This window comes from Streptomyces sp. GC420 (assembly GCF_009916105.1).
GTDB lineage: Bacteria > Actinomycetota > Actinomycetes > Streptomycetales > Streptomycetaceae > Streptomyces.
Map to the genome: position 1 here is coordinate 1 of NZ_JAAAXQ010000253.1, position 12,132 is coordinate 12,132.

General features: G+C 70.7%; 10 protein-coding genes. 5 read left to right on the plus strand and 5 right to left on the minus strand.

All coding sequences use genetic code 11. The features are described from left to right. Nucleotides 1-20 precede the first annotated feature (20 nt). From GUY61_RS26145 to GUY61_RS26160, 4 genes are all read right to left on the minus strand, one after another. Nucleotides 21-1,640, minus strand: coding sequence for a hypothetical protein (locus GUY61_RS26145; RefSeq protein WP_208106478.1), 1,620 nt, complete (start codon nucleotides 1,638-1,640; stop codon nucleotides 21-23). A gap of 62 nt (nucleotides 1,641-1,702) precedes the next feature. After that, complete coding sequence (locus GUY61_RS26150) at nucleotides 1,703-3,943, minus strand: hypothetical protein (RefSeq protein ID WP_166632697.1); 2,241 nt, start codon at nucleotides 3,941-3,943, stop codon at nucleotides 1,703-1,705. Beyond that, entirely contained in the window at nucleotides 3,940-4,800 is an 861-nt protein-coding gene (locus GUY61_RS26155) for a hypothetical protein (RefSeq protein WP_166632698.1), read from the minus strand. The genes GUY61_RS26150 and GUY61_RS26155 overlap by 4 nt, the downstream gene beginning before the upstream one ends. A 228-nt stretch (nucleotides 4,801-5,028) precedes the next feature. Next, nucleotides 5,029-5,742, minus strand: a complete 714-nt coding sequence (locus GUY61_RS26160; protein WP_166632699.1) for a Crp/Fnr family transcriptional regulator — start codon at nucleotides 5,740-5,742, stop codon at nucleotides 5,029-5,031. Between the two features lie 424 nt (nucleotides 5,743-6,166). Here GUY61_RS26160 and rpsL point away from each other — a divergent pair, with 424 nt between their 5' ends. From rpsL to tuf, 4 genes are all read left to right on the plus strand, one after another. Then, a complete protein-coding gene (gene rpsL / locus GUY61_RS26165) occupies nucleotides 6,167-6,538 on the plus strand; it encodes a 30S ribosomal protein S12 (RefSeq protein WP_003948652.1) in 372 nt (123 codons plus the stop codon). Nucleotides 6,539-6,540: 2 nt separating this feature from the next. Beyond that, nucleotides 6,541-7,011, plus strand: a complete 471-nt coding sequence (gene rpsG, locus GUY61_RS26170; protein ID WP_166632700.1) for a 30S ribosomal protein S7 — start codon at nucleotides 6,541-6,543, stop codon at nucleotides 7,009-7,011. A gap of 39 nt (nucleotides 7,012-7,050) precedes the next feature. Then, the gene (fusA, locus tag GUY61_RS26175; protein ID WP_166632701.1) at nucleotides 7,051-9,180 is read left to right on the plus strand and encodes an elongation factor G; all 2,130 of its coding nucleotides are present in this window, start codon (nucleotides 7,051-7,053) and stop codon (nucleotides 9,178-9,180) included. 157 nt (nucleotides 9,181-9,337) lie between these two features. Then, complete coding sequence (gene tuf, locus GUY61_RS26180) at nucleotides 9,338-10,531, plus strand: elongation factor Tu (RefSeq protein ID WP_166632702.1); 1,194 nt, start codon at nucleotides 9,338-9,340, stop codon at nucleotides 10,529-10,531. Between the two features lie 109 nt (nucleotides 10,532-10,640). On the opposite strand, the gene drmC is transcribed toward tuf, so the two are convergent. Then, on the minus strand, nucleotides 10,641-11,216 hold the full coding sequence (gene drmC / locus GUY61_RS26185; RefSeq protein ID WP_166632703.1) for a DISARM system phospholipase D-like protein DrmC: 576 nt from the start codon (nucleotides 11,214-11,216) through the stop codon (nucleotides 10,641-10,643). A 288-nt stretch (nucleotides 11,217-11,504) separates the two neighbouring features. Here drmC and GUY61_RS26190 point away from each other — a divergent pair. After that, the coding region (locus tag GUY61_RS26190) for a helix-turn-helix domain-containing protein (protein ID WP_313896862.1) at nucleotides 11,505-12,132 on the plus strand (628 nt) is incomplete at its 3' end.

The window sequence follows — 12,132 nt, forward strand, 5'->3', positions numbered from 1 at the left end:
GCCCGCTCCCTCCTCTTCGGCTACGTGGCCCAGTTCCTGTACGAGGGGGACTCGCCCCTCGCCGAGCGGCGTGCCGCCGCGCTGTCGCTGGACTCCAGGCTGCTCGCGGAACTGCTCGGCCAGGCGGGTGGCGTGCCCGGCACCGGACCGTATTGAGGCGAGCCGTTGCCCACCAGCACACCGCCCGGGGCCGCGGGTGGAGCGCCGGGGCTTCCCGGCCCGTGGGCATGCGGGCCGGCCGCGCCCGCGCCCGCGCCCGTGGCCGGCGGAGGCACCGGCCGACCCTCCTGCCGCGGCGTGCCCGGGTACGTCCGCGTGGTCCGCGCCCGCTGCCCTGCGCCGGTCTCGGGAACGCCGGGCTCCGGGGCGTCGGCATCGGCGTCGGCCCGCAGCGGGGCGGGCGCCGCCGGACTGCCCGGGATCGTGCCGTACTCCCCCGCGGACGCCGGGCCGTACCCCGGGAAGGCGGCCACCCCGTCCTCCACCACAGCCGCGTCCGCCTGCCGCGGCAGCGGGGGTGCGGGGTGTTGCAGGACCCCCGGCAGCCGCTGGTTGAGGATGTCGCTCACCGTGCGCAGGGCCAGTTGCTTGGGGCCCTCCAGTTCGTAGTTCTCGGCGCTGTCACCGCTCAGCAACTGCTTGACGAGATCCATCTGCGCCTGGATGAGGCGCAGTTGGTCCTCGCGCATGCTCGTCATGACGAGGCGGGAGTCCTCCGGGTGCTGGGCGAGGTGCATGGCCCAGGCGTGTACACCTCCCTGTTGGAGATGCCACTGGTAGAACGCGATCTTCTGGGCCTCGATCTGCTGGAGCTCCAGGTGCTGCCGTCCCTGCTGCAGTGCCAGTTCGTGTTGCAGGCCGCTGTGCAGCATCGCCTGCTCGTGCAGCCTGTGCTGCTGCTGGAGCGCGAGTTCCTGCTCCTGCGTGCCGTATGCCATGGCCCGTGCGATCTGGAGCGTGTCCTGCTGCCGTTGGCGCCTGTCCAGCTCGACGTCGTACTCCATGCCCCGCTGCGCCGCCAGGATCTGCTCGGCGGCCGAGTGGTCGATGGCCCGCAACCGCAGCTGGTGGTCGATGTCCTCCTGGTCGCGGCGCAGCCGCAGGGTCCAGGTGACCTGCAGGCCCGCCGGCGCGCCCAGCGGCCCGAGCACGGTGACGGCCCGCAGCAGTTCTTCCTCCGCCGTGGCGCTGTCGGTGATGGAGAAGCGACGCGCCACCGGACGGGCGGCCCGCTGCAGTTCGCCGAGGATCAGCGCCGGCACGTCCCGGTGCCCGCTCTCCACGAAGCGGGCGGGGTCGAGCACCTGCCAGGAGATGTCGACCGCCGCGGTGAACTCGAAGGCGTCGTTGTCGCTGGGCAGGGTGAGATCGGCCGTGAAGGGGTGGACGCCCATGTCCACCTCGTACACGGCGGTGTACCGCCTGGCCGTGATCTCGGCGCGGGTCGGGCGCCGGGGCGGGAGGTACGCCTCGTAGACGCCCTTCGACGTCGCGAAGACCAGGGCGTGGTCGATCCTGACCAGCGTCTTGAGCGAGAACTCGAAGCGCGAGAGCTGGCGCACGGTGAGCACCGGGTCGACGAGGCGGGAGTGCCGGTCGGCCTGCTGCTGCCACTCGGGCGGACGGGGGAAGGGGGGCATGGGATGTGTCTCCTGTGGAGGTGCGTGGCGGGGAGCGGCCCGGGCGGCCGCCGCCGGCGGGCTCAGTGGGCGGGAAGTGTGGTCAGCAGGCGGGCCGCGACCGGCGGCGGTGGTGCACCGTCCTCTCCGGGCATGGTGCGCAGCAGATGGCCGAGCCGCTGCTGCTCGGGAGGGGTGGTGACCAGGGCGGGCAGCAGTGCCGCAAGCGCCCACTCGGTGCCGGTGTACCGGTTGGCGGCGAGCACCCACCGGCGCAGCACGGCGAGTGCCTCCCGGGTGTGCCGCGGGTCGTGGAGCGCGGCCCGCCACAGGGCGGGGATGTGGTGCGCGGCCGGTCCGTTCCCGGTCACCGCCTGGGCGTACCAGTCGAGGATGAGTGGACGTCCGTACGGCTCGTCGCCCTCGGTGCGGCCGCAGGCGCTGACGAAGCTGCCGAGGGCCAGGTCGTGCACGGCGCGATCGTCCTCGGCGGTGCGGAGCAGTTCGGAGAGGATCCGTTCGCGGGCGGACGAGAGCAGCAGCAGTTCCCCCGCCTCGGCGAGTTCGCGCGCCATCGCCGGGTCGAAGTCGCCGGAGTCCGCGGCGTGGAGCCGGCGCGCCGCTCCGCGCAGTGCGGCGAGGGCCTGGTCCGGGAGCTCGGGCCCGATCAGGGCGTAGGCGCGGACGGCGACCCAGCCCAGCCTGCGGTCGTCGCCGCGGCACCAGCCGTCGAGGATGCGCGGGATGTTGGGCGTGTCGATCACATGGGCGAGGGTGAGCGCGTTGACGGCGACGAGCCGGTGCCGGGAGCGGGCGGAGGCCGCCAGGGGCTCGATGATCAGGGCCATGGCCGAGGGCAGGTCGGTACGGGCCAGGACGGCGATGGTGGAGGCGGCACGGGTACGGACCAGGGGCCGGCCGTCGTCGGCGAGTCGGCGCAGCCAGCGGATCAGGGCGGGCCGGGCGGAGGGATGGCCGGTCCATACCTCTCGGAGCAGGACGAGGGGGGCCCTTTCGTCCACGTAGGCGGCCTTGTACTGGCTGACCGGGCCCCACTCTGTGTGCTCGTCCTCCTCGTAGCCGGTGGCACGGGCCAGCTGGAGCCGGGTGCGGATGCTGGTGCCGAAGACGGGGACCTCCGGGACGCGGGCCCGGTTCTCGGTCTCCTGGAGGAACCGGTACAGCACGTCGCTCAGCTCGGCGGTGAGGGCATAGGGACCGCCGTCGAACGCGGCGAGGGCGACCAGGAACCCCTTGTCCCGCAGGGGGATCGTGGTCTCGTCCTGCTCGAACCACTCCTGGACCTGGTTCTCCAGGGAGACGAGCGAGAACTGCGCGACGGCGTCCTCGGCCACCTCTCCCGCCGCGTGGCGGGAGAGGACCCGGGCGAAGGCCGCGACCTCGCGCAGCTGGTGGCCGCGGCCGAGGAACTCGGCGACGGACGGCAGGCCCAGCAGTCTGCGTGCGGTCGGTCCGTCGGTCCTGACCCGCAGGTGCGCCGCGAGGACCTCGTCGGCGGCGGGCGGGTCCCAGCCGGTGACGGGTACGTCCTCCAGTACGACCGTGGGGCCGACCGTGATCACCAGGTAGGCGTCGTGCTCGGCGAGCCGGTCCCGGGCAGCCAGCAGATGAGGCTCCCGTAACGGCTGGTCGCGGCGGGCCGCCAGGTCGGACAGGACGTACCCGCGGGCTGTCACGGCGGTGTCGCCCGCCGCGGGGTCCTTGTCCTGCCGCAGCCGCTCGGCCAGCGTGGCCGGGGTGGTGCTGCGGTCCAGGGTGCGCACGGGCAGGGCGCCGAGGCGGTGCAGGAGCATGAGGGCGGCCGTGTGACGTCCCGTGAAGCGAGCGCCGGACAGCACCAGGACCCGGTCGCGGCGCAGCCGGTCGGCCAGGACGGCGAAGTGCTCGTCGTCGGCCACGAACGAGGCGGCCAGCTTCTCCAGGGTGGCCCGCGGCACCTCGCCGGAGGCGGGCGGCGTGGCGGGGAAGCCGATCTGGTGGATCTGGGTGATCTCCGTCTTGCTTCCCATGATCACGTCGCCGGTGACGCTGCCGCCGCTGACGCCGTGCTGGTCGCCGCCGGCCAGGCCGCCGCCGAAGCGGGCCCTGTCGCGGACGTTCATGGTTCTGGGGCTGTGGTCGACCAGGTCGCGCCGGGCCGCCCAGGCGTCCTGGGGCTGGTCGCGGTCCTCGGAGTCCTCGCCGGCCGCGGGGGGCCCGGCCGCGGCGGCCGGCTGGGCGGAGGCGTCCGCGTCCGCCGCCTCGCCGCGCGGGGCTCTGCCGCCGGGGCTGTCGTAGGTGCCGTCCGGTGCCTCGGTGCTCATGCGCCGTCACCCCGCTCCCCGGGGCCTCCCATGATCACGTCGCCGGTGACGGTGCCGCCGCTGACGCCGTGCTGGTCGCCGCCGGCCAGGCCGCCGCCGAAGCGGACGTTGCCGCCGGAGAAGTTGAACACGGGGCCCCTGCCGGGGTCCGGGGCCGGAGCCGGGACGGGCGCCGCACCCTGCGCGGTTCCCTGCGTCGCCCCCGGCGTGCCCTGCGCTGCCGCGTCCTCCCCCGTGTCCGCCGGCGCCGGGCGGTCCCCCGATCCGCCCGGCACCGGGGCTGTCCGATCCACCGGCCCGTAGAGCCAGGCCGGGAGAGGACCGTTCTTGGTGGTCAGTGTCACCGCGTGGAACGACTCCGGCGGGATGCCGGGGTGCCCGTGGCGGACGATCCCGGCGTGGACGGCCTCCGAGACGCAGAGCACGAAGTCGTCCGCGCTCCGCCGCAGCGCGGTGCGCAGCACCTCGGCGTCGAGCAGACGGCACGCGTGGTTCAGGTCCGAGCCCACCCAGCCGTCGTGTTCGTCGACCGCCACGTATCCGGTGGCGAGCACGGCCCGCAGCCGGATCTGCGCGGAGCTCGACGCCATCCTGTTCACCGACCGCAGCAGCACTGGCACCTCACCCAGCAGGGAGCGCAGCAGGGCGATCACGGAGGCGTTGGCATCGATCAGTTCCATCACGGAGTCACCGCGGTCCGCCCGCAGCCGCTGGCTGTCCTCCACGCCCGCGGCCTCCAGGACACGGTCGGTGACGTCGTAGAGAGTGCGGCGGAGATACGCCTGCTCGACATCGTCCCGGTCGCTGTACTTCTCGATGTCGAACAGGAGGATCGTCCTGCTCACGGGGATGGTCATGGTCGCCTTTCGGTTCGGCGGCGGGCGGTACGGCAGCAGAGTGGCGGCGCGGGCCCCGGTGCGACGAGGGAGGATGACGCGCTCGGACTGTGACCGTGTGCACAGAGGGGCCCGGGATACGGCGGCGCGGAATCGGACGGCGGAAGTACCGGGGACCGGACGGGGCCGGAGGGCAGCCGTCGCCGCAGGACAACGGTGCCGATGGGGTGACCGGCCGGGCGGTGCCCGCTAGGGATGCTGCGCGCGGGCGATCCGGCGGAGCACGTCGGGACGTGTGATCAGGAGGCTGCGGCGGCCGGTGATCACCACGTCGCGCTCCCTGAGCTCCTTGAGCAGTCGCTGAACCATCTCCCGGGAGGCGCCGACCGCCCTCGCCAGTTCCTCCTTGCTGAGCGGCAGGACCAGTTCGACGCCCTTGTCCGTGCGGCGTCCGTGGGGCGTGCGGGCCAGTTCCAGGAGCAGCAGGGCGAGTCGTTCCTTCACGCTCATCGAGGCGAACTTCAGACTGCGCTCGTCGGCGGCGGCGCGCCGGTCGGAGGTGAGGGCCGCGAGGGCCAGGCCGACGGCGGAGGAACGGCGGAGGAAGTCCATGAAGCGTGCGTGCGTGACGGCCACGGCCCGTACCGGCTCCAGGGCGACGACGGTCGCCGACCTGGTCTGGCCGTTCAGCGCGGCGTGCTCGCCCACGATGTCCCCCGGGCCGCGCAGCGCGAGCAGCGCCTCGTATCCGCCGGCCGAGGCGCCGGTGACCTTGGTCCAGCCTTCCTGGACCAGGAGGACGTGATGGGACGGCTCGTGCTGGTGCAGAAGAGTGGAGTGGGCCTGGAAGGTCATCTCCCGGCCCAGGGCCAGCAGCGCGGACCGGTCCTGCTTCTCCAGACGGGCGAGGAAGGGCACCCGCTCGATCAGCCCGTCCTCGCCGGGCACCCTGGCCGCTGTCATGTTCTCCCCCTGATACGACGCCGACGGCCCGGTCAAGTTACTGAACGTGCGCGGTGCGTGAGGCCCGAACCGGTCAGTTCGCGTCACACTGCCGCGGGCCCGCGGCCCGGGGAGCCGTCGTGAGGCCTGTGAACGGCGCAGATCGGGGCGGTCCGGGGGCGGGTTCCATTTGTTTTGACCGGAGTGGATGCGGTAGGTACGCTCAGACCTTGTGCCTGGGGTGTGCCCGGGTTCTCGCGTGTGCACTCGACCGAGTGTCGGAGCACGGGAGAAGCCCGAAGCCGCGCCGCCCCTCCGATCCGCACTCACCGTCGTGATTGTCTCGGCGTGAAGAACGGTTTGGAGTACGCGACACACCCGACCGCGTGGGTCGGAGAAGTCCCAGGTTAGTTTCACCGAACGGCACACAGAAACCGGAGAAGTAGTGCCTACGATCCAGCAGCTGGTCCGCAAGGGCCGGCAGGACAAGGTCGAGAAGAACAAGACGCCCGCACTCGAGGGTTCCCCTCAGCGTCGCGGCGTCTGCACGCGTGTGTTCACGACCACCCCGAAGAAGCCGAACTCGGCCCTGCGTAAGGTCGCGCGTGTGCGTCTGACCAGCGGGATCGAGGTCACGGCCTACATTCCGGGTGAGGGACACAACCTGCAGGAGCACTCCATCGTGCTCGTGCGTGGTGGCCGTGTGAAGGACCTGCCGGGTGTTCGCTACAAGATCATCCGTGGTTCGCTCGACACCCAGGGTGTCAAGAACCGCAAGCAGGCCCGCAGCCGCTACGGCGCCAAGAAGGAGAAGTAAGAATGCCTCGTAAGGGCCCCGCCCCGAAGCGCCCGGTCATCATCGACCCGGTTTACGGTTCTCCTCTGGTGACCTCCCTGATCAACAAGGTGCTCCTGCACGGCAAGCGCTCCACCGCCGAGCGCATCGTGTACGGCGCCATGGAAGGCCTGCGCGAGAAGACCGGCAACGACCCGGTCATCACGCTCAAGCGCGCCCTCGAGAACGTCAAGCCGGCGATCGAGGTCAAGTCCCGCCGTGTCGGTGGCGCCACCTACCAGGTGCCGGTCGAGGTCCGCCCCGGGCGTTCCTCCACTCTCGCGCTCCGCTGGCTCGTGGGCTACTCCCGCGCCCGTCGCGAGAAGACCATGACCGAGCGTCTGATGAACGAGCTGCTCGATGCCTCCAACGGCCTCGGCGCTGCTGTGAAGAAGCGCGAGGACACCCACAAGATGGCCGAGTCCAACAAGGCCTTCGCGCACTACCGCTGGTAGTCGCAACCCACATCGAGACCGAGAGAAGACTGAAGCCTTATGGCTACCACTTCACTTGACCTGGCCAGGGTCCGCAACATCGGGATCATGGCCCACATCGACGCGGGCAAGACGACGACCACCGAGCGGATCCTGTTCTACACCGGTGTTTCGTACAAGATCGGTGAGGTCCACGACGGCGCTGCCACCATGGACTGGATGGAGCAGGAGCAGGAGCGCGGCATCACCATCACGTCCGCCGCCACGACCTGTCACTGGCCGCTGGAGGACGTCGACCACACCATCAACATCATCGACACCCCGGGCCACGTCGACTTCACCGTCGAGGTGGAGCGTTCGCTGCGCGTGCTCGACGGTGCCGTGACGGTGTTCGACGGTGTCGCCGGTGTCGAGCCGCAGTCCGAGACCGTGTGGCGTCAGGCGGACCGTTACCGCGTCCCGCGCATCTGCTTCGTCAACAAGCTCGACCGGACCGGTGCCGAGTTCCACCGCTGCGTCGACATGATCAGCGACCGCCTCGGCGCGACGCCGATCGTGATGCAGCTTCCGATCGGTGCCGAGGCCGACTTCAAGGGCGTCGTCGACCTGGTCCGCATGAAGGCCCTGGTGTGGTCCGCCGAGGCCACCAAGGGCGAGATGTACGACATCGTCGACATCCCGGCCACGCACACCGAGGCCGCCGAGGAGTGGCGCGGCAAGCTGCTGGAGACCGTCTCGGAGAACGACGACGAGATGATGGAGCTGTACCTGGAGGGCGAGGAGCCCACCGAGGAGCAGCTGTACGCGGCCATCCGCCGTATCACCATCGCCTCCGGCAAGTCCACCGGCGTCACGATCACCCCGGTGTTCTGCGGCACCGCGTTCAAGAACAAGGGCGTCCAGCCCCTGCTCGACGCGGTCGTGCGCTACCTCCCGTCGCCGCTCGACATCGAGGCCATCGAGGGCCACGACGTCAAGGACCCCGAGGTCGTCGTCAAGCGCAGGCCGTCCGACGACGAGCCGCTGTCCGCCCTGGCGTTCAAGATCATGAGCGACCCGCACCTCGGCAAGCTCACCTTCGTCCGGGTCTACTCGGGCCGCCTGGAGTCCGGCACCGCCGTGCTGAACTCCGTCAAGGGCAAGAAGGAGCGCATCGGCAAGATCTACCGCATGCACGCGAACAAGCGTGAGGAGATCGACTCGGTGGGCGCCGGCGACATCATCGCCGTGATGGGTCTGAAGCAGACCACGACCGGCGAGACGCTCTGCGACGACAAGAACCCGGTGATCCTGGAGTCCATGGACTTCCCGGCCCCGGTCATCCAGGTCGCCATCGAGCCCAAGTCCAAGGGTGACCAGGAGAAGCTGGGCGTCGCCATCCAGCGTCTCGCGGAGGAGGACCCCTCCTTCCAGGTTCACTCGGACGAGGAGACCGGCCAGACCATCATCGGCGGCATGGGCGAGCTGCACCTCGAGGTGCTGGTCGACCGCATGCGCCGTGAGTTCAAGGTCGAGGCCAACGTCGGCAAGCCGCAGGTCGCGTACCGCGAGACGATCCGCAAGGCCGTCGAACGCGTCGACTACACCCACAAGAAGCAGACCGGTGGTACCGGTCAGTTCGCCAAGGTGCAGATCGCGATCGAGCCGCTCGAGAGCGGCGACAGCACGAGCTACGAGTTCGTGAACAAGGTCACCGGTGGCCGCATCCCCAAGGAGTACATCCCCTCGGTGGACGCGGGTGCGCAGGAGGCCATGCAGTTCGGCATCCTGGCCGGCTACGAGATGACGGGCGTCCGCGTCACTCTTCTCGACGGTGCCTACCACGAGGTCGACTCCTCCGAGCTCGCGTTCAAGATCGCCGGTTCGCAGGCCTTCAAGGAGGCCGCGCGCAAGGCGTCCCCGGTTCTTCTCGAGCCGATGATGGCCGTCGAGGTCACCACGCCCGAGGACTACATGGGTGAAGTCATCGGTGACATCAACTCCCGCCGTGGCCAGATCCAGGCCATGGAGGAGCGGGCCGGTGCCCGGGTCGTCAAGGGCCTGGTGCCGCTCTCGGAGATGTTCGGCTACGTCGGAGACCTCCGCAGCAAGACCTCGGGTCGCGCAAGCTACTCGATGCAGTTCGACTCCTACGCCGAGGTTCCGCGGAACGTCGCCGAGGAGATCATCGCGAAGGCCAAGGGCGAGTAACGCACCCGCGTCACCCCCTTAGGCTTGACACCGAATTCGGGGACACCCGCCGGAAACCGTAGGATTCCCGGTGGGTGCCCCGGAGCCGGCACCCCAGCAAAGATCACCTGGCGCCGATGAAGTAAGGCGTACCAGAACCACTCCCAGGAGGACCCCAGTGGCGAAGGCGAAGTTCGAGCGGACTAAGCCGCACGTCAACATCGGCACCATCGGTCACATCGACCACGGTAAGACGACCCTCACGGCCGCCATTACCAAGGTGCTGCACGACGCGTACCCGGACCTGAACGAGGCCTCGGCCTTCGACCAGATCGACAAGGCTCCTGAGGAGCGCCAGCGCGGTATCACCATCTCCATCGCGCACGTCGAGTACCAGACCGAGACGCGTCACTACGCCCACGTCGACTGCCCCGGTCACGCGGACTACATCAAGAACATGATCACGGGTGCGGCGCAGATGGACGGCGCCATCCTCGTGGTCGCCGCGACCGACGGCCCGATGCCGCAGACCAAGGAGCACGTGCTCCTGGCCCGCCAGGTCGGCGTTCCGTACATCGTGGTCGCCCTGAACAAGGCCGACATGGTGGACGACGAGGAGATCCTGGAGCTCGTCGAGCTCGAGGTCCGTGAGCTCCTCTCCGAGTACGAGTTCCCCGGCGACGACGTGCCGGTCGTCAAGGTCTCGGCGCTCAAGGCGCTCGAGGGCGACAAGGAGTGGGGCCAGTCGGTCCTGAACCTGATGGCCGCCGTCGACGAGGCGATCCCGACCCCCGAGCGCGACGTCGACAAGCCGTTCCTCATGCCGATCGAGGACGTCTTCACGATCACCGGTCGCGGTACGGTCGTCACCGGCCGTATCGAGCGTGGTGTCCTGAAGGTCAACGAGACCGTGGACATCATCGGCATCAAGACCGAGAAGACCACCACCACGGTCACCGGCATCGAGATGTTCCGCAAGCTGCTCGACGAGGGCCAGGCCGGTGAGAACGTCGGTCTGCTGCTCCGCGGCATCAAGCGCGAGGACGTCGAGCGCGGCCAGGTCATCATCAAGCCGGGCTCGGTCACCCCGCACACGGAGTTCGAGGCCACGGCCTACATCCTGTCGAAGGACGAGGGTGGCCGTCACACCCCGTTCTTCAACAACTACCGCCCGCAGTTCTACTTCCGTACCACGGACGTGACCGGCGTCGTGACCCTCCCCGAGGGCACCGAGATGGTCATGCCGGGCGACAACACCTCCATGACCGTCTCGCTGATTCAGCCGGTCGCCATGGAGGAGGGCCTGAAGTTCGCCATCCGTGAGGGTGGCCGGACCGTCGGCGCCGGCCAGGTCACCAAGATCGTCAAGTAAGTCCTTGACGTCTGACCTGGTAGCTCCCTAGGGCTACGGGAAGGGCCCGTACGACTTCGGTCGTACGGGCCCTTTTCCATGCGGCGGCGCGCTCCGGCAAAGGGTCGTGTCAGTCCCTCACCGCTCGGCGCATGATGCCGTTGCCCGGGGTGATCAGCCACCGGAAGTGGTCGACGAGAGGGCCCGCTGCTTCCGCCCCTGTGAGCACGGCACCGGCCTCTATGTTCTCGGACAGGCCGCGGTCCGTGGGGTTGGCGCTGCCCAGTAGCACCGTGTGCCGGTCGGCCGCGATCAGTTTGGCGTGGAACACGCCGGCTCTTCCCGTGCGGCGGCGGTGCCAGACGGACACCTGCCGCGGAAGACGGGCGAAGGCCGCCGAGGCCCCTGTGCTCTCCTCCAGGAGGAGGTCCACGGTGACGCCGCGTGCGACGGCCGCGGCGATCTCCGCTGTGGCGTCCGCGATGCCGTGGGCTGCGAAGCTCGCGATGAGCAGGGACGAGCGTGCGGAGCGGATGATGTCCAGGGCGACGCCGCCGGTCGGCCGGGCAGGTAGAGAGGCCCCAACAGGGCCGCTGACCACGGTCTGGACCGACACGGGACGGGGAACGGCCCGTGCTGCCGCCACGGCGAGGGCGAGAGCCGAGCCTGGCAGCCCGGGCGCGGCGGAGTGCCAGAGCCGCGTCACCTCCGCCAGTTCACGGGCGAGTCCGACGGCGGCGGCCCGGGTGGCACCGGGGCCGGAGGCGCGGGGCGGTGACGCGCCCCCGGGCGGGGTCCGGCTGGTGACCCGCCGGCACGGATGCGGGGCGACACGGCGGAACGGTTTCGTCCGGCACGCCGGTCCGGGAAACATGGCCGCGGAACACCAAGCGCCGGGGCCGCGGCTGTTCGGGGGACGCGGCCGGGCCACGCCATCCGGGGGGATGTCATGGACGCAGCCGTACACGCGCGTACGGAGAATCGGGGACGAGGGGTGCTGCAGGGGGCCTTCGCACTGCTGGAGGCCCTGCGGCAGCACGGTGACGAAGCGGGGGTGACCGAGCTGGCGGTCGCGTGCGGCGTGCCCAAGAGCACGGCGCACCGGCTGCTGGAGCAACTGGTGGCCATGGAGGCCGTCGAGCGCCGCGGTCTGCGCTACCGGCTGGGCGCCCAGCTCTACCGGCTCGGCCAGGCGTGGCAGCCGCACCCGGGGCTGCGCGCGGCGGGCCGCCTGCCGCTGCACCGGCTGCGGGCGGCGACCGGGGGCAGCGTCGTCCTGGCCGTGCTGCGCGAGGAGCGGGCCCTGACGGTGTGTTCGGTGCCGGGCCGCGTGGAGCCGCTCGTCCCGGTGCGGGACGGCGACGCGTTCACGCTGGACACCGCGCTGGGCAGGGCGCTGCGCGGCCCGGTGCGCGGGGGCGCGGTGCTGGACCGGGAGGAGGTGGTGGCGGGGGTGTGCTGCGCCGCCCTGCCGGTGCGGTCCCCGGCGGGGACCGTGGCCGGGCCGCTGCCGGCGACACTGCCGCTGGGTGTCACGGTGACGCCGTTGGAGACGGTGGGCGTCACGCCGGGGCTCAGGGAAGGCGTGACACCGGGGCTCAGCGGGACGGAACCGCTCGGTG

Coding starts and splice junctions, on each gene's coding strand:
- GUY61_RS26145 (WP_208106478.1), bottom strand. CDS start 1,640: ATGCCCCCCTTCCCCCGTCCGCCCGAGTGGCAGCAGCAGGCCGACCGG.
- GUY61_RS26150 (WP_166632697.1), bottom strand. CDS start 3,943: ATGAGCACCGAGGCACCGGACGGCACCTACGACAGCCCCGGCGGCAGA.
- GUY61_RS26155 (WP_166632698.1), bottom strand. CDS start 4,800: ATGACCATCCCCGTGAGCAGGACGATCCTCCTGTTCGACATCGAGAAG.
- GUY61_RS26160 (WP_166632699.1), bottom strand. CDS start 5,742: ATGACAGCGGCCAGGGTGCCCGGCGAGGACGGGCTGATCGAGCGGGTG.
- rpsG (WP_166632700.1), top strand. CDS start 6,541: ATGCCTCGTAAGGGCCCCGCCCCGAAGCGCCCGGTCATCATCGACCCG.
- fusA (WP_166632701.1), top strand. CDS start 7,051: ATGGCTACCACTTCACTTGACCTGGCCAGGGTCCGCAACATCGGGATC.